The following is an 18,434-nucleotide window of genomic DNA, read 5'->3' as shown; positions in this document are numbered from 1 at the left end:
GATGAAGTTTCGCGACAAAGTAGTACTGGTAACCGGTGCGGGTCGTGGCATGGGTCGGGCGATTGCACTGGCCTACGCGCGCGAAGGGGCGCGGGTGGTGGTCTCGGCACGTACTGCGCGCTACGGTGAAGACACCGTCGAGCAGATCCGCGCACTGGGCGCCCAGGCATGCCTGGTGGGCGGCGACATTGCCGACCGCGATGCCATCAGGTCGATGGTCGAGGGCGGCGTGGCGCAGTTCGGCGGCCTGGATATCGTGGTGCACTGTGCCGCCGACACCCGTCACGGGTTGATCGCCGAGATGCCGGACGACGCGTTCGATCACATCGTGCGCAGCAATATCCAGTCGCTGTTCTGGCTGGCCAAGGACAGCGCGCCGTACCTGTCCAAGGCCCCCGACAAGGGCCGGCTGATCTTTATCTCCTCCGGTGAAGCCAACCGCAAATACACCCCGCGGCTGATCGCCTATGGTTCCAGCAAAGCTTTCATGAATGCCTTCGCCCGTGGGCTGGCGGTGGAATTCGGCGCCATGAACATTCTGGTTAACGTGGTCGAGCCCGGCCTTATTGGCACTGATCACATGCTCGAAACCCTGGGCGAGGAGCTGCCCCACAAGCTGGCGGCGCATTTTCCGGTCGGGCGTCTGGGCGAGTCTGCCGACATTGCCAATGCGGTGCTGTTCCTGACCTCCAACGAGGCGTCGTATATCACAGGCACCTCGTTGCTGGTGGACGGGGGCGCCACCATGGTGGCGTTGCCCAAGGTCGAAGAAATCCTCAAGGGCCAGTAACGCGCCGCGCTGCTACGGGAGTGAAAGTGCATGACTACAGACACACGTGAGCGCCAACGCGCTGGCAACGATTTTTCCGAATTCAGGCGCGGCTGGCGCGTGGTGCTGTTGGGGCTGTTCGGCATCTGCACCAGCATCACCGCCGCCTTGCTGTATGCGTTCGGCACCCTGGTGATTCCGCTGGAACAGGCCTTCGGCTGGAGCCGGGGCGACTTGCAGGCCTCGATTTCCTTTCTGTTCGCCGGGGTGGCCATCTCCACCCAGATGGTCGGTTGGCTGTATCGGCGCTACGGCCTGCGTCGGGTCGCCATCGTCTCGATCATGCTGCAGATCGTCGGCTACTTCGCCATCACCCAGATCCAGGGGGCAATCGCCTGGTTGTACCTGGCGTTCTTCAGCATGCCGATCGTCTGTGCCGGTACCATCGCCATCACCTGGACGCAGCTGGTCAACCTGTGGTTCGAGCGTAACCGGGGGCTGGCCCTGGCGGTGATCCTGTGCGGCACCGGTCTGATGGCGATGATCCTGCCTCCGTTATTGTCCCGGCTGATAGGTGCCTATGGCTGGCAGGCCGGTTTCATTGCCCTGGGGGCGATGCCGCTGCTGTTCACGCTGCCGCTGGCGTTGATGTGGTTGCGCATGCCGGTCGAGGTCGCCGCGGCCGACCCTTTGACGGCGCAGCCGCAACCGTCGTTGTCGGGCATGAGCTTCAGACAGGCGCTGCGCTCGGGCAAGTACTGGGGTTTCAATATCGCGTTGATCCTATCAGTGTCATTGACAGTGGGCATGGTCACCAACATTGTGCCGATGCTGCAAAGCAAGGGCCTGAGCGCGCAGCAGGCCAGCCAGATCTTCAGTACGTTCGGCATTTCGATCATTGGCGGGCGCCTGCTGGTGGGGTACCTGCTGGACCGCTACTCGCCGTCGCTGGTGGCGGCGGTGAGCCTTGCGTTACCGGCACTGGGGTGCGCAATCTTCTTTTTTGGCGGCTCGCAGCACGTACCGCTGTTGATGCTGGCGACCCTGTGCATCGGTGCCAGTGCCGGCGCCGAGTTTGACCTGGCGGCGTTTCTGATGGCGCGCTACTTCGGCCTGAAGGACTACGCGCGCATCTTTGGCCTGCACCTGTGCCTGATCACCATCGTGTCCGGCCTGGTGCCGATGCTTTTCGGCCACCTGTTCGATGTGTACGGCAGCTATTCGGCAGTACTGGTGAGCTGCTTCTTCTGCGCCATCATCGGCCCGATCATTCTGCTGTGGCTGAGAATGGAACCGGCATTTCAAGCGCTGCAGCGTCAGCTCAAACAACAAACTGCCTAGGGACGACCCTTACATGACAATGGACAAACACGTGATCGAAGACTTTCTGCACGGCCAGGTCGACTGCTGGAACCGCGGCGACAAGGAAGGCTTTTTTGCCCACTACCGCAGCGTGTCACCCAATGGCTTGAGTATCGAGTATGTTGGCAAGCCGCAGCATGACGCTTGGCAGGTGCTGGAGGGCATGTGGGCGCAACAGCAACCCAAAGTTCGGGTCGAGGTACGCCAGTGCATCATCAATGGCAATGAAGTGGCGTGCCACCACTTGAACGCTTTTCGCGAGCAGGACGGTGGCATAGAGACGATCGAGCTGTACCGGTTCGAAGGGGGGCGGTTGTCCGTGCGTTACTTCATCAACCAGTAGAACCATCGGTAGAACAGGAGAGCTCGCGCCAGGCGTCTATCTGAGCGAGCATTCCGGTGAGCTTGACGCTGATCTGGCCGTAGGCGTCGGAACCGGCCAGGTAGCGCAATGGTGGCTGGTCGGTGTTGGCCAGGCGCACCAGGGCTTCGCCCAGCTTCGCCGGGTTGCCGCCCTGTTGATGATTGCCGGCAGCCGACGCAGCCTTGACCTTGGCCGTGAACGCGGCGTAGTCCTGCAGCCCGCGTTCACCGAACATTGCGGAGCTGGCATCGAGAAAGTCGGTGCGAAATACCCCGGGTTCCACCAGCGTGACCTTGATGCCGAACTGCGCTACCTCCTGGGCCAGGGATTCGGAGAACCCCTCCACCGCGAATTTGGAGGCGCAGTATAGTGCGGCGCCTCCCATGCCTAACACGCCGGCCATGGACGACACATTGAACAGGTGGCCGCTACGTTGTGCGCGCATCACCGGCAGCACGGCGCGGCACACGTTGAACACACCGAACACATTGGTGGCGAACTGCTTTTCGGCATCGCTCGGCAGGTTGTCCTCGAAGGGTGCCAGTTGGCCATACCCGGCGTTGTTGACCAGCACGTCGATTCGACCGAAGCGGGCCACTGCCTGCTCCACGGCGGCCAATGCCTGCGCTTGATTGCTGACTTCGAGGGGCACCGCCAGCACCCGGTCGCCGTACTCGGCAAACATGCCTTGCAGGTGCGCCAGGCGCCGGCCACTGACCACCACGCAGTCACCGTCCGCCAATGCCGCCCTGGCAATGGCGGCGCCCAACCCGCGGCCCGCACCGGTAACAAACCAGACCTTGTTCATTGCATCGCTCCATCAGGTTGCGCAAACGCCGCGCTGGGCCCTTGGGGGTACAGTGCGGCGAGATGTGGGTGAGAGCTGTCAGTCGCGGTTAGCCGCTTCCCAAGTCTTGAGGTCGAAACCTTCGGCTGCTGCTTGAGCCGCCGTCAGCCTGGGCGCGCGGGCGAGAATCTTGCGCGCGGCCATGTGGTCGCCCAGGCGGTTGCAAGACTCCACAGCCACCAAGCGCTCATTGCGAAAGCACAGCACCGAAAGTTGCCGGTCATGGGCAGAACCGAGCACAACCGTGCTGTCGTAGCCGCTGGACAGCCCGGCGATCTGCAGCTTTAGGTCGCCTTGATCGGTCCAGAACCAGGGTAGGGCGGCATAGGGCGAGGGCTTACCCATCAGGCGCGCGGCCACGGTACGCGCCTGGTCGATGGCGTTCTGCACCGACTCGAGTCGGGTGTGCTGCTCTTCGTTCTGTACACATGGAAAGCTGGCCACATCACCGAGTGCGGAAATCTGTGGGTCAGAGGTGAGTAGGTGGGCGTCCACCTTGATGCCGTTCTCGATGTCCAGGCCGGCCTCGGTGGCCAGTTGCGTATTGGGGATAACGCCGATGCCGAATACCACCAGGTCAGCCGGCAGGGTGCGGCCATCTGCGGTTTGCACGCCGCACACCTTGCCGTTGTCGTCGAGAATGCGGGCAAGGCCTTGGCGGAAATCGAAGTGCACGCCCCACTGCTCATGCGCCTGGCGAAACAACTCGGACATTTCCCGCGACACCGCACGCGCCATGGGGCGCTCGCCCAGCTCCAGCACATGCACCTGCGCACCCTGGGCGGCGGCTACCGCGGCAAACTCGAGGCCGATAAAGCCTGCGCCGACCACCACCACGTTTCGCGCCTGCCTGGCCAGCGGCGCCAGGGCGTCGGCATCGGCCTTGGTCTTGATGCCGAACACCTGAGGCAGCTCCGCGCCAGGCACTGGCAGCGGGCGGTTGTGCGCGCCGGTCGCCAGTATCAGGTGGTCATAGCTCAGGGCGGTGCCGGAAGCCAGCACCACGCGGCGGTTGAGCCGGTCGATGGCGGCGGCCGGGTCGTGCAGCAGCTCGATGCGCTGGGTGGCGTAGAACTCGGCCGGGCGGAATAGCAGGTTGTTTTCCTGGATCTTGCCGAGCAGGTAGGCCTTGGACAGTGGTGGGCGTTGGTAGGGCAGGCCGGGTTCATTGCCGATCAGGGTGATACGGCCTTCATAGCCTTCCTGGCGCAGCGATGCGGCCACTTGGAATCCGGCTTGGCCGGCACCGACGATAACGACTGAGGCGAGGGTCATGAGTACTCCTTGCAACGCATTCAGAATTGCGAAGAGGGCAGGTGCAGTACCATGCCTTCCATGTCTTCACTGATAATCAGTTGGCAGCTCAGGCGGCTGTTGTCACGACGCTCGAAGGCGTACTCGAGCATGTCACTCTCCATGCTTTCCGGTGCCTGCACCTTGTGCAGCCACGCTTCGTCTACGTAGGTGTGGCATGTGGCGCAGCTGCAGGCGCCGCCGCAATCGGCGGGCAGGCCCGGCACGCTAGCGAACGTGGCGGCCTGCATGACCGACTGGCCGACTTCGCCGTTGACCTGATGGTGGGTGCCGTTATGTTCGATAAAGGTCAGTGTGGGCATGTTCTGCTCCGTTTCTTGTGGGCTCAGGAGTGGCTGGGCAAGGGCCGCGCGTCGAAGCGCGGCACTCGTCCAAGGGTCAGTAGCAACAGCGGGCCGACCACGCAACATGCGGCGCTGTACACCAGCATGGCGGTGTATGAGCCGGTACGTGCGAGTAGGAAGGCGAACAGCAGCGGCGCCAAGGCCGATGCCACGGTATTGAGGCCCTGGTGCACACCGAATAACCGGCCGTATTCACGCAGGCCGAAGTAGCGCGCAATCAGGAACGCGGCGATATCAAACTCTGCCCCGGCGCCGAACCCGACCAGCACGGCTGCCAGCATCAGGGGCATGAACTCGGTGGTGCCACTCAGGTATACCAGGCAGCCGACAGCGGGCAGCAGCAGGCTGCACGCTGAGACCACCGGCGGCCACAGGCGGTCGAGCAGATAGCCGATGACCATACGCCCCAGGATCAGCGAAATACCGAAGCCGCTGAAAATGGTGGCCGCATCTGCCGCCGATAGCCCCTTGGCTTGGAGCATCGGCACCGTGCTGGTGACCATGCCGACAATCGACGAAATTACCAGGCCCAGCGCCAGGTTGCAGGTCCAGAATTTCAGCGAGCCCATGCCTTCGCGAAAGCTCATGCCCGGCAATTGCTCCAGGGCGTCCTGCCGGGTGGTATCGGCGGCCTTGGGCAGCTTGAACCACAGCAGGATCAGCGGCAGCAGCACCAGCAGGTTGAGCAGCGCAAGGATCACGAAGGCCGCACGCCAGTCCCACTGCTCTATGCCCCACGTCATCAGCCGGGGAACGGTGGCGGCGGTGACGCCGGTACCTGACAGGCCAATGGCCAGCGCCAGGCCGCGATTTCGGTCGTACCAAAGGCTGATCAGTTGGGTCCAGGTCACGGCCAGTGCGCCCATGCCCACGATCGGCAGCAGCGCAAAGGCCAGGTACATCGACCAGATCGAAGAGCTGACCTGGGTGGTGGCCAGGTAGCCGACCGACAGCAGCAACAGGGACACCACGGTGACGCGCCTCATGCCAAAGCGCAGGTTGAACCAGCCCACTAGTTGCAGCGACACCACCGCGCCGCCAAACAGGAAGGTGATGCACGCCTGCAATTCGCTTTTGCCCCAGCCAAAGGCATCGCCCAGCGGTACCACTAGCGTGCCAAAACCGTACAGAAGCGCGGCATTGATGCTGATGGCCACGCCGGCAACTGACAGAAGCAGGATTCTCCAGCTGTGCCGGAACTCGTGCAGGTCGATGGCCGCCTGGTTTTTCGAAGGGTTCATGAGTTGGCTTCCTTGTAGGTTTTGTTGAGCCAAACACTGCATTTTTTGTGTGAAAACCGTGATTTCCGGTTTGTCCAGCACAGCCGTATGACTCACAGACAAACGAATGTGCTGCGCTGCGCACCCAGTTGAATCACCCTCGGTCACGCCATGTTCAACATCGCGCTGACCGCAGAGCGTTTGCCAGGGCGCAACCGTGGTTCACTGCTGCAACTGAGGCCGAGCATATCCTCGCTAAAAATAAATTGCACATAAAATAAATAAGTGTTCATAATTTGCTGAGACTGAACCTGATAAGGAGAAAAAAATGAGTTCAGAAAAAGCGCAGTTCAAAGCTGTTGCCGACCGTAGCCGCTGCTGTGGTTACGGCCTGTGCGCCACCATTTGCCCCAGTGTGTACAAGCTCGATGCCGACGGCCTGGTGTACTTCGATGACGCTCGGGTGCCCCCCGAACTTGAAGAAGATGCCCGCGAGGGCGCTGCTGCTTGCCCGGCCGAAGCAGTATGGCTGGAGCCCATCGACGCCCAAGACTGCCCCGCTTGAGTACACACTCACTTGAGAGGGTGTCATTACCAACGAGTTGAGGAGGTGCTGATGGGACGTTTACACAACAAGGTGGCCCTGATTACCGGCACCGGAGGCGGCCAAGGCCGTGCGGCAGCGCTGCGCTTTGCCCGTGAAGGGGCGATCGTGGTCGGGTGCGACTTCAATGCCGAGGGCCACGAACAGACCCGTGCCCTGATGAGCGACGAGGGGTTTACCTTGTATGGCACTGCCCCCGTGGACCTGGGCGATCACGAGCAGGCCAGGGCGTGGATCGAGGCGGCCGTCGCCGAGCACGGGCGCATTGATGTTCTCTACAACAACGCTTCAGCAGCGCGCTTCGGCCTGGTGAGTGAGCTGTCGATCGAAGACTGGCAGTACACCCTGCGTAATGAAATCGACCTGCTGTTCTATACCACCAAGTACGCCTGGGCATACCTGGCCGAGCAGCGCGGAGTGATTATCAACGTTTCTTCCACTGCGGCGTGGGGCGGTTCGAAGGTGGCCGGTATCAGTGCCCACGCGGCAGCCAAAGGCGCGGTAGTGTCGTTTACCCGGCAATTGGCCGTGGAGGGAGCAGCCGTCGGTATTCGTGCCATCAGCCTGAGTCCTGGCTTCGTCGCCACGCCTGGCACTCAAGCGTTTCTGGAAAACCCCAAGGCCCGCGCCATGCTGCTCGACGGTGTGCTGATGGATCGCCCCGGCGAACCTGAAGAGGTGGTGGCGCTGGCGGTGTTCGTGGCTTCCGAAGAGGCCTCCTTCATTACCGGTTCGGACTTTGTCATAGACGGCGGGCTGCTGGCGGTCTAGCCCTGCTGCGACAGCGCGAGCGATAGTTGGCATCGTTTCATCTCGAACAAGAACAAGGTGAACAAATTGGACATCATTGGTATCGGTTATATGGGCTTCGAAACCCCTGATCTTGACGCCTGGCGCGAGTATGGCCCGCAGGTGATGGGCTTTGGTATCGGCAAAAATCCGCCCGGCGACCCGGCGTCGCTGTATTTCAGAATCGATGATCGCCGTCACCGCTTCGCATTCCATCCGGGTAAGGTGGACCGCATCGCGTATATCGGCTGGGAAGCCATCGGGCGCATGGCGTTCGAGGATGGGATCAGGAAGCTCGAGGCCGCCAACGTGGCCTACACCCGTGGTGACGCGCAGCTGTGCGAGACCCGCGGCGTGCGTGAGGTGGTGCGTTTTCGTGACCCGGTCGGCTACCAACATGAGTTGTTTTACGGACAGAAATGGCTGCCGCGTTCATTTCAGCCAGGGCGCCCCCACAGCGGCTTTCTGGCCGACGAGCGCGGTGCAGGGCACGTAGTGCTGATCACTCCGGAGTACACCCCGGAACTTGAAGACTTCCTGCTCAATGTCATGGGCTTCAGCTGGTATGGCGCGGGAGCGGGCAAGGGGCGTACCGGCTTCTTCCGCTCCCGGCTCAACCATCACACCAGCCACGACATCGCCTATGGCCATGGGCCCGGGCGAATGGGCGTCCAGCACGTCGGGCTGTTCGTTCGCAACGTGCGTGATGTGGGCGAGACCTACGATATCGTGCGCCAGCGCGAACTGCCGATGATGATGACGCTCGGCCAGCATGCGCAAGACCCGCACCTGTCCTTCTATCACTACAACCCCTCGGGTTTTGCCTTCGAAACCATTGCTGAAATCGAGCCGTGGCAAGGCGACCCCTACGAGCTGAACCCCGAAAAACTGAGCCTGTGGGGCCACGAGATGGTGGGGCCCATCCTGGGACCGAGTGTCAAGACTCCCGAAGAGGTCCATGACGCCGAGTATCTGCCTACCTACCTGGCCCGGCAGTGACATGCGCCTGGCGCGGATCGAGCTGGGCGGGCAGGCGTTCTGGGCATTGGTAGACGCCAGCAGCGAGCACTGCAGGCGGGTTCGGGCGCCGTTCGCGTGCTGGGCGCGGCTGGGCGCGGGGCTGCACCTGGACGCTCTGGACCTGGCTGGCGAACGCCTGCCGTTGGCCCGGGCACGTTTGCTGCCGCCATTGGAACCGGGCAGCCGCGTGTTCGGCGTGGGCCTGAACTACCTGAGCCACCTCGAACGCCTGGGCAGTCAGGCCCCGGCACACCCACTGGCCTACCTCAAGCCCGAGTCGGCCTTGGTCGGGGCCAATGACCCGATCAGGTATTCGCCGCTGACCAGGCAACTGGATTACGAGGTGGAGCTGGTGGCGGTAGTGGGGCGAGCGCTGCAGGATGAACCCCGCGCCAGCGCCTGCCTTCTGGGTTTCACTGTGGGTAACGACATCAGTGCACGCGATGCGGGCCAGCAGATCGGGCGGCTCGACCTACTGACCCAGAAGGCCATGGACTGCACCACGCCCGCAGGGCCGTGGATCGTGACGGCTGACGAGCTGGGCGGCGAGCAGCAGCCTGCGCTGGAGATGCGCCTGAGCGTCAATGACGAAGTACGCCAACACGACAATACCCAGCACATGATCTTCCCCCTGGACGAGCTGCTCAATTACCTGGATGCACGGATCAAGCTGCGCCCCGGCGACCTGGTGTTCACTGGCTCCACGCACGGGGTGGGCCTGGAAAGCGGGCGCTTCCTGCAACCGGGTGACCAGGTGGTGGCGCAAATCTCCGGCATCGGCCAGCTGCGCAATACCATTGCTGCGCCGTGCCCGCTCGGCCCGGCCCGCGCGGTGGGGCGCCTGGGGCTGCCGCTGGATCACTAAACCCTGATGGGCTAGACGTTCTAAGGAGCAATGATGAGCGAGGGTTCGGCGTGGGCGCCATTTCGCAACCGGGCCTTTCGGGGCTTGTGGCTGGCCGGTGCGGTGGTGAATCTGGCGATCTGGATGCAGACGGTCGGCGCAGCGTGGATCATGACCACGCTCACCGCCTCACCAATCATGGTGTCGCTGGTGCAAAGCGCGGTGACACTGCCGGTCTTTCTATTCGCACTGCCGGGCGGGGTGCTCGCCGACCTGGTCGACCGACGTCGCTGGCTGATCGTCACCCAGTGCCTGATGGTGTTCGCGGCCATCATGCTCAGCCTGTTGGCCGGGTTCGAGCGCCTCGAAGCCTGGGGGCTGCTGGCTTTCACCTTCGTGCTGGGCACTGGCAGCGCGCTGGGTATGGCGGCGTGGATGGTGACCATGATCAGCGTGCTGTCGCGTGATCAGGTACCGGCAGCGGTCGCCCTGAATGGCATTGCGGTCAACGCCACCCGTGCCCTGGGGCCGGCCTTGGCCGGGGCGTTGATTGCCTACTGGAACAACACGTCTGTGTTCGTGCTGATCGCGCTGTGCATGGCCGCCGTGATGTTCTTTCTGTTGCGCCTGGCGCCGGCACCGCCTGTCCACGGGCTTCCGCCGGAAACCCTGATAGGCGGTATGCGCAGCGGGCTGCGCTACATTCGCCATTCGGCGGTACTGTCCAGCGCAATGCAGCAGGTGCTGGTGTTCACTGCCAGCGCCAGTGCTCTGTGGGCGCTGATGCCCCTGGTTGCGCGCCAGCAACTGGGCATGGGCGCCGGTGGCTACGGCCTGCTGATGGCATTCCTGGGGGCGGGGGCGGTACTGGCTGCACTGAACTCACCTCGCCTGCATCGCAGGCTCGGCCTGCGTCAACTGATTGCCTGCGGTACCGCCGCCTTTGCCGCCGCCGCGCTGGCCGCTGCGTTGTCGAGCAACCGCTACCTAGTGTGCGTCATGATGCTGTGTGCCGGGTTCGGCTGGATGGCGGTCAACGCCACGCTCTCTTCGGTGGTGCAGACTTATGCCGCCAACTGGGTGCGCGCCCGCGTAGCGTCGATGTACGTATTGACCCTGATGGGCGCGATGGCCTTCGGTGGCGCCGCCTGGGGGCGCTGGCCGAGTATGCGGGGCTGCAGGCAAGCCTGCTGGTGTCGACGCTGTGCCTGTTCGCCGGGGTGCTACTGACGCGTAACGGCCGTGTGGAACTGGGCCAAGAAGCCGACTTTGCACAGGCGCCGCTGACCGACAACCTTCAATTGCAGGCCCCAGTGGCGCACGCCGACGGGCCGGTTTCGGTGGAGGTGATATACGAGGTGCCTGCGCCGCAGCGAGATGATTTTCTGTTGGCGGTGTATGCGGTAGGCAAGGCGCGGCGGCGCAATGGCGCGCAGAACTGGCGGCTCTACCGCGACATGGCCGAGACGCAACGCTACAGCGAACGGTTCATCGTCGAGTCCTGGCTCGACTACTTGCGCCAGCAGGTGCGGGTGACCCAGGCCGACCTGGCTCTGGAAGGGCTTTTGCAGCAGTTTCGCCGCGAAGACCTGCAAACCCGCCGGCTGATCTACCAGCCGCCGCTGAACCCATAGGCTCCGGATCGCGGTAAATTCCCATGTAAAACTTTACGGGGCGAGTAATTCTCAGGCTAGAATGTTGGTAACAACTAGTTACCGGACGCAGTATGGACACTTCAGACATGAGCGACACCGCCAAATCGGCCAATGCAACCCTCGTCAAGCCGGTATCCAACGCCATACGCATCCTGCGTCATCTGAGCCAGGTCGGCAAACCTGAACGCTCCTTGGATATCGCCCGGCAGCTTTCCATCAACCCCAGTACCTGCTTCAACATCCTGCGTACCCTGGTGCAGGAGGATGTGGTCGATTTCAGCCCGCTGTCCAAACGCTACTCAGTGGGCTCCGGCCTGGCGCGCCTGGTGGAGCAACTGGTGACCCAGGGTCATCGCGTGCAGATGGCCAAGCCGTTGTTACAGAACCTTGCGTCGCGGCTGCGGGTGACCATCACGCTGTGGCGCAAGATGAGTCCGGACCGGATCGTGATCGTCAGCTCCGCGGCCAGCCCCACCGATGTGCGCATCGACATGGCCGAAGGCCAACGACTGCCGATCCTGATGGGCGCAAGCGGGCGACTGTTCGCCACTCAGCTCGACATGCACGACCCGCTGGTGGAAAGTAATTTCGAGAAGATCCGCTGGGCCCGGCCGTTGTCTCTGGAAAATTACCGCGAGGACGTCAAAGTGGCTGCCGAGCGCGGCTGGGCGATGGACGATGGGCATTTTTCCGGCGGTATCCTGGCCGTGGCAGCGCCGATCTATTCTCCTTCCAACAGCATCGAGTTCACCGTTTCGGCGGTGATGTTCCGCGGCCAGCGCGACGAAGAGGGCCTTGCCGAGATGGGCAAGGCGCTGATCGAGTTCTGCAACGAAGTGGCCTGCGTACTCTACTGAACCCCGTCGCTATTCGCGTACCAACAGTAAGCTGCCCCCCAGCGGGCCGCCGCCTGCGGCCACCGTACTGACGCCATGGTCGCGGGTTTGCCGGCCTTCGGCGCGCCCCCACAGTTGCAGGCACGCCTCGTGCACGTAGCCCAGCCCGTGGGTGCGCCCGCCTGACAACTGCCCGCCATTGGTGTTGATCGGCAAGCTGCCTTGCAGCGCGATACGCCCTCCACCTTCGACAAAGGACCCGCTTTCACCCACCGGGCACAGACCCAGGGCTTCCAGCCAGATCAGGGTCAGGATTGAGAAGCCGTCGTACAGCTGCGCTGAGCCGACGTCCTGCGGGGTGTAGTCGGTGCGCGCCCACATCATCTGGCCGACATCGAAGGCGGCCATCCGGGTCAGTGAAATCTGGTCCCACGACCAGGGCTGGTTCAGCGCGGCGCCCATCGCCTCGATGCGGATCGGCCTGTTCGGCAGATCCTGGGCGACATCGCGATGCGACAGGATGATCGCGGTAGAGGCATCGCAGTGCACATCGCAGTCGAACAGGCGCAGGGGCGAGGAGATCATCCGCGCGTTCATGTAGTCGTCCATCGTCATGGGCGTGCGGTACACCGCCTTGGGGTTGCGCATGGCATTGCGTCGGCAGGTGAGGGCGATCTGTGCCAGTTGCTCGGGGCGGGTGCCGTACTCGTGAAAATGGCGCTGGGCATACAGGGCCATCAGGTTGATTCCCGAATGCACATTGAATGGGGTGAACCATTGCCAGGCGTAGCTGTTGTCGCGGCCCTGGGTTTTGGCGGTCAAGGCGCCGGCCTGGCGGTTGACTGCGCGTGCCGAGGCTTCGGTGATGGTGCGGAACACCAGCACATGCTTGCATAACCCGGCGGCGATCGCCATCGCCCCGTTGATCACCCCAGCCAGGGGACCCGGTCCTTCGTAGCCTGCGCCAAACCAGTTGACGTTGAGCCCCAGTGCACTCTTCAGTGCGCTGGGCCCCACCGGGGAAAACGGGTCGCCATTGTTGTTGTCGCCGGGCCAGCAGGCCACCCCGTCGATATCGCTGCGTTGCAGCCCAGCGTCGGCAATCGCTTGCAGGCACGCATCGAGGGTCAGACGCATGGCTGATTTGTCCGACGGCCGGCCGACTTCCGACTGGCCGATGCCGGTGATGGCCACGTCTTTTTCGTAACGGTGATCGAACATCATTGAGCCCTCTCGAACAGGGGCAGCCACACGTCCTCGACATTGAGGAAACTGACCCGAACCGGCATGTCGATGTGCACATCCGTGACCGGCATGCCCACTACGTTGCTGATGAACTGCAAGCCGGCCTGTTCGGCGAGTTCGATGATCGCCACCACGTAGGGCACCTCTAGGTCGGGCGTCCAACCCTGATAGTTGATGGTGAAGCTGAGCACCTTGCCCCGGCCAGACACCACTTCGGGGCCCACCTCAAAGCTGGCGCACTGCGGGCAGAGCGGAGCAGGCGGGTGAAAGTAGCGGCTGCACGCGGCGCAGCGGTGGATCAGTAACTGGCCCGTTTCACCGCCTTGCCAGAAGGCGCGGTTGTCGGCGTTCAGTGCAGGGAGTTTTCTAGGCATCAGCAGTCCGTGGTGAATGTTTGACATGGATCCACACAGTATCATTTGCACATATTTTGGAAAAGTGTCATATATTGGCTCAGGCGAAAGCACGAATCGACCGTTCGCGCGGTAAAACAACAAGAGGATTTGGCTATGTCCCAGTCATTACTGGACAAAAGGGTAGTCGTCACGGGCGGTTTCGGTGTCTTGGGCAGCGCGCTGGGCAAGTACTTGCTGGCGCAGGGCGCGCGAGTGGCCCTTCTGGACCGCAGCGAGGCACCTGCCGACCTGCTCGATACGCACAACCTGCTGCGGCTGGGCGGCGTCGATCTGACCTCGACCGAGTCGGCCGCTGCCGCCTTCGAACAGGTGGCAGCGCACTGGGGCGGCGTCGATGGCCTGGTCAATGTCGCCGGCGGGTTTGCCTGGGAAACCCTCGAGGGTGGCAGCCTGAACACCTGGGACCGTCTGTACCAGATGAACGTGCGCACCGCCGTGGTAAGCGCCCAGTCGGCGCTGGCTTACCTGCTGCAGGCCGGCGCCGGGCGAATCGTCAATGTCGGCGCGCTGGCATCGGTCAAGGCCGCTGCCGGCATGGGCGCCTATGCTGCTTCCAAGGCGGGGGTGGCCCGGCTGACCGAAGCCCTGGCCGAGGAGCTGAAAGACCGTGGCGTGACGGTGAACGCGGTATTGCCCAGCATCATCGACACCCCAGCCAACCGCGCTGACATGCCTGACGCCGACAGCAGCCGCTGGGTGACCCCGCAGGCACTGTCGGGGGTGGTCGCGTTCCTATTGTCCGATGAAGCGGCCGTCGTGACCGGCGCGTTATTGCCTGTGAGCGGTCGGGTATGAGGCTGGTCACTTATACGGACGCCAATGGCGTTGACCGTGCCGGTGCACTGCTCGACCAGGACCGCCAGGTGCTCGATCTGCAATCGGCCTATCGGGTGATGCAAGGGGGCGACAGCGCCGCTCTGGGTAGCATCCTTGCGTTGGTCGAAGGCGGTGATGCGGCGCTGGAGCTGGCCCGCGCCCTGGTAGCCAAGGCGCCCTCGGCGGCTGTGCTGGAGCGCTCTGCGGTCAAGTTGCGAGCACCGATCCAGCCACCACCGCAAATGCGCGATTGCTCCTGTTTCGAACTGCACCTGCGCCAGAGTTTTGCCGCCGCCCGGCGTGCCCGAGCGCTGCGTACCGACGATCCCGAAGCGACCTTCAAGGCCATGAATACGCGTGCCGACGACCGAGTGATTGAGACCTTTAACAAGCAGCCCATCTACTACAAGGGCAACCGCTTTGCCGTGGTGGGCATCGACGACGAGTTCCAGTGGCCCAGCTTCAGCTGCGCGATGGATTTTGAGCTGGAGTTCGGCTGTTACATTGGCAAGCGAGGCAAGGACATCAGTCGTGAGGCCGCTGGCGCGCACATCGTCGGTTACACCATTTTCAACGACATGAGCGCCCGCGATGCCCAGGCTCTGGAAATGCCCGGCATGCTCGGCCCAGCCAAGAGCAAGGACTTCGACACTGCCAACATCATGGGCCCATGCCTGGTGACTGTGGATGAACTGGGAGACCCCTACGACCTTAACATGGTGGCGCGGGTCAACGGCGAGGAGTGGGGGCGTGGCAACACCCGGGACATGCGCTGGCGATTTGAAGACGTGATCGCCCATGTTTCGCGCTCCGAGACTCTATACCCCGGCGAGTTCCTGGGCTCGGGCACGGTGGGTAACGGCTGTGGCCTGGAGCAGTTGCGTTACCTCAAGCCTGGCGATGTGGTCGAGCTGGAAATCGACGGTATCGGCATGCTGCGCACCCAGGTTGGCCGCAAGGCGGCTACTGAGGCCTGACACTGAACCGCCAAGGGTCTACTTTTTTGAACGTGAATTAAGTGTACAAAAATTAATAAAGTGTCTTATATTTCGTTGCGGGCCCGCCGTGACACCCTGAGCAGGAGGCAATCATGCTAACAAGAACAAGCCCCGTATTGTCTGATGGAACCAAGGTCTCGGACCTCATTTATCCCAACACTCGCGAAGTGCAGATGCGCGTGCTGTCCGACCGTGAAATCTACGAGCTGGAGATGGAAAAGATCTTCGGCAAGATCTGGGTACTGCTGGGCCATGAAACGGAGATCCCTAACGCCGGGGACTTCATGGTTCGCGACCTGGGTTCTGACTCGGTGATCGTCGCCCGTGGCAAACAAGGCGAGGTGTTCGTCACCTTAAACGTGTGCCCGCACCGCGGCATGCGCATCACCACCGCCGATTGCGGCAACACCCAGATCCATAAATGCATCTACCATGGTTGGGCATTCCGTCCGAACGGGGATTTCATCGGTTCGCCGGTGGAGCGCGAGTGCATGCACGGCAAGATGATGCCTAAAGAGGAGCTGGGGCTGAAAAAGGCGCGGGTCACGTTGTATGGCGGCCTGGTGTTTGCCACCTGGAACACCGAGGGGCCGTCCTTCGAGGAGTTTCTGGGCGACGCTAAGTGGTACTACGACATGCTGTTCTGTCGTTCCGACAAGGGCATGGAAGTGCTCGGTCCGCCTCAGCGCTTCATCGTCAACGCCAACTGGAAAACCGCTGGCGAGCAGTCCGCCGCGGACGGCTTCCACACCCTGACCCTGCACCGCTGGCTGGGCGAGGTGGGCAACTATGCGAAGAAGGGCGAGGGTGAAACCGCCGACCTGAGCCCGGAAATGATCGGTGTCGAGATCAGCTCGCCGCATGGCCATGCCCTGCGTTGCATCGACCTAGCCCGCAAGATCAAGCGCCTTACCGGCCTGGACCCGGCCGAGCTGAGCGTGCAGCAGAAGCTTGAAGCACTGCCACCTGCCGGCATGACCGCCGGGATGGTCGAGCAGCTGGCACGCAACCTGAGCGACGAGCAGTTGCAGGTGCTCACCAGCATGCCTCCACAAGTGGGTGGAATGTTCCCGAATATTCTTTTTGGGTTTGTCTACATTCCACAGCCCGACGGAAGCGTCGTCGGTTCCATGACCCTGCACGCCTATGTGCCGCAAGGCCCTGACAAGTTGGAGTTCGTCAACTGGGTGTTCGCCGAGAAGGACGCGCCACCAGAGCTGCGAGACAAGATGCTCAAGCAGACCATTCAACTATTCGGCACCTCCGGCATGGTCGAGCAGGATGACTCCGATACCTGGCCGCACATGACGTTGGCCGCCAAGGGCGCGATGGGGCGTAAGAGCACCCTCAAGTATCAGGCCTGCTACGAGACGGGTGCGCCTGAAGGCTGGCCCGGCCCGGGCATTGTCAACGAAGGCTTTACCAAGGACGACACGCAGTGGCACTGGTGGCTGTACTGGCACGAACTGATGACCGCCGCGGATGAGGCATGAGCATGGGGGTGGCTCGCTTTTCGAAGCGGCCCTTGTGCTGTCGCCTCAACTCGTCACCCTTCAAGTAGAAGAACAACAATGAGGAATTGCTCATGACGCAGGTTCAGCAACGCGGCGTGGAGGAGATCCAGCCTGGCTCCCCGGTCGGCACACGGCGAGTACCGGTGGGGTCGGCGCTCTACAACGACGTGGTGACCTTCCTTTTCGAGGAGGCCACCTTGCTCGACCAGATTCGCCTTCAGGAATGGGCCGAGCGCCTGGACACCGACCTGGTTTACACCGTGCCGCTGCGCCAAACGCGCCTGGCCTCGGAACTTAAGACCACGATCGTGCGCAGCGTGCAGCACTACCACGACGACTACCGCTCGATGATGGGGCGCATCCTGCGCTTGTCCGGCAAGAGCGCCTGGGCAGAAGACCCGCCTTCGCGTACCCGCCGGCTGGTGACCAACGTGTTCGTGGAGGAAACGCAGAAGCCTGACGAGTTCGTGGTCACCAGTTACCTGTTGCTCACGCGCAGCCGTTTCAAAGACCACCACGTCGACATCATCAGCGGTGAGCGGCGCGATGTGCTGCGCCTGGGGGCGGCCGGGTTCAAGCTGGCGCGGCGCGAGGTGATTCTGGACCAGGCGGTGCTGGGCACCCCCAACCTGGCCATCTTCCTCTAAAGCGTCGTGTAAAGGCCACGCGGCGTGTCACGCCGCGTGGTCACCGGGCATGGCACGCAGCCACGCCTGGTCCTGGGCGCACAATGCCTGTGGGTTGTTGCTGAAATCCAAGGTCGAGCCCTGCATACGCAGTGCCTGTTCGGCGCGGGCCGGTTGCTGGCTGTAGCAGCGACCGCTGCTGACGGCGTGGGCTTGTTCGTCGAAGTTGTAGGCGCGCCCCATCGATATAAGCGTGCAACGGCGCAGAAGCAGCGACGCTTCGGCGGTGTCTTCGCTGAGGGTGCCCAGCGCCCAGCGCGCCATCCCTTCGCGAAGGTTGACCCCTGCAAAGGGTGGCGGCCCTTCGATCATCGTACCGTTCACTTCCCAGCTCAGGACCTGCCCGCTGTTGCAGCTCAGACTGGCGCGGGTATGCCCGTCGATACGTGCGCCGACCTGGATCTCGTAGCGCCGCTCGCCGGTGCCGCGGGCGGCGCGCGCAATAGCCAGGCCGGCCAGGTCGAGCAGGTGGGTGCATTGATGGCTGGCGTCAGTGTGCCGGGTGACCGAATGCGCAATGCGCGCCAGTGGCATGCCTACCAGTGCCTGCAGTTGGTCGCCAGCCTGCGGGCACAGCGAATAGGGGTAGCGCAGCGCTTCGCCACCGACGGCCGTGACATGGCCGGCTGTGTGGCTGGCCCATACGCGAAAGTGGTGAAAATCATCTTCCAGGGCCGCACGAACGTGGTCTCCGTGGGCAATGATGTCTACGCGGCGTCGAAATACAGTCATCCTGGTGTCCTTTTGCAAAGGGTGTAAGGGGGCGCTGAAATCGGCTATATTTGAACACT

19 protein-coding genes and 1 pseudogene are annotated in these 18,434 nt (G+C 62.7%); 13 read left to right on the top strand and 7 right to left on the bottom strand.

Annotated elements, in window-relative coordinates:
• Position 1 precedes the first annotated feature (1 nt).
• The 3 genes from R6G97_RS12210 to R6G97_RS12200 are packed head-to-tail and all read left to right on the top strand — an operon-like array spanning position 2 to position 2,474.
• Positions 2-790 (top strand): SDR family NAD(P)-dependent oxidoreductase, encoded by a 789-nt coding sequence (locus R6G97_RS12210; RefSeq protein WP_054573042.1) that lies wholly within the window; start codon positions 2-4, stop codon positions 788-790.
• A 30-nt stretch (positions 791-820) separates the two neighbouring features.
• On the top strand, positions 821-2,110 hold the full coding sequence (locus R6G97_RS12205; protein ID WP_046785903.1) for an MFS transporter: 1,290 nt from the start codon (positions 821-823) through the stop codon (positions 2,108-2,110).
• A gap of 13 nt (positions 2,111-2,123) precedes the next feature.
• Complete coding sequence (locus R6G97_RS12200) at positions 2,124-2,474, top strand: nuclear transport factor 2 family protein (RefSeq protein ID WP_046785904.1); 351 nt, start codon at positions 2,124-2,126, stop codon at positions 2,472-2,474.
• Here the strand turns inward: R6G97_RS12200 and R6G97_RS12195 are convergent.
• The 4 genes from R6G97_RS12195 to R6G97_RS12180 form a co-directional block, all read right to left on the bottom strand.
• On the bottom strand, positions 2,464-3,303 hold the full coding sequence (locus R6G97_RS12195; protein ID WP_060493171.1) for an oxidoreductase: 840 nt from the start codon (positions 3,301-3,303) through the stop codon (positions 2,464-2,466). The two genes, R6G97_RS12200 and R6G97_RS12195, sit on opposite strands and share 11 nt — an antisense overlap.
• Before the next feature lie 78 nt (positions 3,304-3,381).
• The gene (locus tag R6G97_RS12190) at positions 3,382-4,617 is read right to left on the bottom strand and encodes an NAD(P)/FAD-dependent oxidoreductase (RefSeq protein WP_060493170.1); all 1,236 of its coding nucleotides are present in this window, start codon (positions 4,615-4,617) and stop codon (positions 3,382-3,384) included.
• A gap of 20 nt (positions 4,618-4,637) precedes the next feature.
• Entirely contained in the window at positions 4,638-4,958 is a 321-nt protein-coding gene (locus tag R6G97_RS12185) for a 2Fe-2S iron-sulfur cluster-binding protein (protein WP_046785907.1), read from the bottom strand.
• Between the two features lie 23 nt (positions 4,959-4,981).
• A complete protein-coding gene (locus R6G97_RS12180) occupies positions 4,982-6,241 on the bottom strand; it encodes an MFS transporter (protein WP_191086777.1) in 1,260 nt (419 codons plus the stop codon).
• 307 nt (positions 6,242-6,548) lie between these two features.
• Here R6G97_RS12180 and R6G97_RS12175 point away from each other — a divergent pair, with 307 nt between their 5' ends.
• The 6 genes and pseudogenes from R6G97_RS12175 (at position 6,549) to R6G97_RS12150 (ending at position 11,989) form a co-directional block, all read left to right on the top strand.
• Complete coding sequence (locus tag R6G97_RS12175) at positions 6,549-6,785, top strand: ferredoxin (RefSeq protein WP_046785909.1); 237 nt, start codon at positions 6,549-6,551, stop codon at positions 6,783-6,785.
• A 51-nt stretch (positions 6,786-6,836) separates the two neighbouring features.
• Entirely contained in the window at positions 6,837-7,595 is a 759-nt protein-coding gene (locus tag R6G97_RS12170; RefSeq protein ID WP_046785910.1) for an SDR family NAD(P)-dependent oxidoreductase, read from the top strand.
• A gap of 66 nt (positions 7,596-7,661) precedes the next feature.
• Positions 7,662-8,612 carry a VOC family protein gene (locus R6G97_RS12165; protein ID WP_046786388.1) on the top strand — a complete coding sequence of 317 codons (951 nt, stop codon included), beginning with the start codon at positions 7,662-7,664 and terminating at the stop codon, positions 8,610-8,612.
• A 1-nt stretch (position 8,613) separates the two neighbouring features.
• Positions 8,614-9,498, top strand: a complete 885-nt coding sequence (locus R6G97_RS12160) for a fumarylacetoacetate hydrolase family protein (protein ID WP_054573045.1) — start codon at positions 8,614-8,616, stop codon at positions 9,496-9,498.
• Positions 9,499-9,528: 30 nt separating this feature from the next.
• A pseudogene (locus R6G97_RS12155) lies at positions 9,529-11,111 on the top strand (MFS transporter).
• A 107-nt stretch (positions 11,112-11,218) separates the two neighbouring features.
• Complete coding sequence (locus tag R6G97_RS12150) at positions 11,219-11,989, top strand: IclR family transcriptional regulator (RefSeq protein WP_196996667.1); 771 nt, start codon at positions 11,219-11,221, stop codon at positions 11,987-11,989.
• A gap of 9 nt (positions 11,990-11,998) precedes the next feature.
• Here the strand turns inward: R6G97_RS12150 and R6G97_RS12145 are convergent, their stop codons facing one another.
• Both R6G97_RS12145 and R6G97_RS12140 read right to left on the bottom strand, forming a co-directional pair.
• A complete protein-coding gene (locus R6G97_RS12145; RefSeq protein WP_051095800.1) occupies positions 11,999-13,189 on the bottom strand; it encodes a thiolase family protein in 1,191 nt (396 codons plus the stop codon).
• A complete protein-coding gene (locus tag R6G97_RS12140) occupies positions 13,189-13,587 on the bottom strand; it encodes a Zn-ribbon domain-containing OB-fold protein (RefSeq protein ID WP_046786390.1) in 399 nt (132 codons plus the stop codon). Before R6G97_RS12140 ends, R6G97_RS12145 begins: the two co-directional genes overlap by 1 nt.
• Before the next feature lie 135 nt (positions 13,588-13,722).
• Between R6G97_RS12140 and R6G97_RS12135 the strand changes: the two genes are divergently transcribed.
• From R6G97_RS12135 to R6G97_RS12120, 4 genes are all read left to right on the top strand, one after another.
• Entirely contained in the window at positions 13,723-14,424 is a 702-nt protein-coding gene (locus R6G97_RS12135; RefSeq protein ID WP_060494226.1) for an SDR family NAD(P)-dependent oxidoreductase, read from the top strand.
• Positions 14,421-15,422 carry a fumarylacetoacetate hydrolase family protein gene (locus R6G97_RS12130; RefSeq protein WP_046785915.1) on the top strand — a complete coding sequence of 334 codons (1,002 nt, stop codon included), beginning with the start codon at positions 14,421-14,423 and terminating at the stop codon, positions 15,420-15,422. The genes R6G97_RS12135 and R6G97_RS12130 overlap by 4 nt, the downstream gene beginning before the upstream one ends.
• A 113-nt stretch (positions 15,423-15,535) precedes the next feature.
• Positions 15,536-16,936, top strand: coding sequence for an aromatic ring-hydroxylating dioxygenase subunit alpha (locus R6G97_RS12125; RefSeq protein WP_051095695.1), 1,401 nt, complete (start codon positions 15,536-15,538; stop codon positions 16,934-16,936).
• A gap of 92 nt (positions 16,937-17,028) precedes the next feature.
• Positions 17,029-17,604 carry an aromatic-ring-hydroxylating dioxygenase subunit beta gene (locus tag R6G97_RS12120; protein ID WP_046785917.1) on the top strand — a complete coding sequence of 192 codons (576 nt, stop codon included), beginning with the start codon at positions 17,029-17,031 and terminating at the stop codon, positions 17,602-17,604.
• A gap of 27 nt (positions 17,605-17,631) precedes the next feature.
• Here the strand turns inward: R6G97_RS12120 and R6G97_RS12115 are convergent, their stop codons facing one another.
• Positions 17,632-18,375, bottom strand: coding sequence for a DUF2889 domain-containing protein (locus R6G97_RS12115; RefSeq protein ID WP_317848142.1), 744 nt, complete (start codon positions 18,373-18,375; stop codon positions 17,632-17,634).
• Positions 18,376-18,434: the final 59 nt, after the last annotated feature.

Origin of the sequence: Pseudomonas sp. HTZ2 (assembly GCF_033173945.1) — a bacterium.
GTDB lineage: Bacteria > Pseudomonadota > Gammaproteobacteria > Pseudomonadales > Pseudomonadaceae > Aquipseudomonas > Aquipseudomonas guariconensis.
The sequence above is the reverse complement of the archived record's forward strand: the minus strand, read 5'-3'. Positions and strand labels throughout refer to the sequence as shown.

Excerpts from the sequence above, each read along its gene's own strand:
- R6G97_RS12210 (WP_054573042.1), top strand. The coding sequence starts at position 2 with ATGAAGTTTCGCGACAAAGTAGTACTGGTAACCGGTGCGGGTCGTGGC.
- R6G97_RS12205 (WP_046785903.1), top strand. The coding sequence starts at position 821 with ATGACTACAGACACACGTGAGCGCCAACGCGCTGGCAACGATTTTTCC.
- R6G97_RS12200 (WP_046785904.1), top strand. The coding sequence starts at position 2,124 with ATGACAATGGACAAACACGTGATCGAAGACTTTCTGCACGGCCAGGTC.
- R6G97_RS12195 (WP_060493171.1), bottom strand. The coding sequence starts at position 3,303 with ATGAACAAGGTCTGGTTTGTTACCGGTGCGGGCCGCGGGTTGGGCGCC.
- R6G97_RS12190 (WP_060493170.1), bottom strand. The coding sequence starts at position 4,617 with ATGACCCTCGCCTCAGTCGTTATCGTCGGTGCCGGCCAAGCCGGATTC.
- R6G97_RS12185 (WP_046785907.1), bottom strand. The coding sequence starts at position 4,958 with ATGCCCACACTGACCTTTATCGAACATAACGGCACCCACCATCAGGTC.
- R6G97_RS12180 (WP_191086777.1), bottom strand. The coding sequence starts at position 6,241 with ATGAACCCTTCGAAAAACCAGGCGGCCATCGACCTGCACGAGTTCCGG.
- R6G97_RS12175 (WP_046785909.1), top strand. The coding sequence starts at position 6,549 with ATGAGTTCAGAAAAAGCGCAGTTCAAAGCTGTTGCCGACCGTAGCCGC.
- R6G97_RS12170 (WP_046785910.1), top strand. The coding sequence starts at position 6,837 with ATGGGACGTTTACACAACAAGGTGGCCCTGATTACCGGCACCGGAGGC.
- R6G97_RS12160 (WP_054573045.1), top strand. The coding sequence starts at position 8,614 with ATGCGCCTGGCGCGGATCGAGCTGGGCGGGCAGGCGTTCTGGGCATTG.
- R6G97_RS12150 (WP_196996667.1), top strand. The coding sequence starts at position 11,219 with ATGAGCGACACCGCCAAATCGGCCAATGCAACCCTCGTCAAGCCGGTA.
- R6G97_RS12145 (WP_051095800.1), bottom strand. The coding sequence starts at position 13,189 with ATGTTCGATCACCGTTACGAAAAAGACGTGGCCATCACCGGCATCGGC.
- R6G97_RS12140 (WP_046786390.1), bottom strand. The coding sequence starts at position 13,587 with ATGCCTAGAAAACTCCCTGCACTGAACGCCGACAACCGCGCCTTCTGG.
- R6G97_RS12135 (WP_060494226.1), top strand. The coding sequence starts at position 13,723 with ATGTCCCAGTCATTACTGGACAAAAGGGTAGTCGTCACGGGCGGTTTC.
- R6G97_RS12130 (WP_046785915.1), top strand. The coding sequence starts at position 14,421 with ATGAGGCTGGTCACTTATACGGACGCCAATGGCGTTGACCGTGCCGGT.
- R6G97_RS12125 (WP_051095695.1), top strand. The coding sequence starts at position 15,536 with ATGCTAACAAGAACAAGCCCCGTATTGTCTGATGGAACCAAGGTCTCG.
- R6G97_RS12120 (WP_046785917.1), top strand. The coding sequence starts at position 17,029 with ATGACGCAGGTTCAGCAACGCGGCGTGGAGGAGATCCAGCCTGGCTCC.
- R6G97_RS12115 (WP_317848142.1), bottom strand. The coding sequence starts at position 18,375 with ATGACTGTATTTCGACGCCGCGTAGACATCATTGCCCACGGAGACCAC.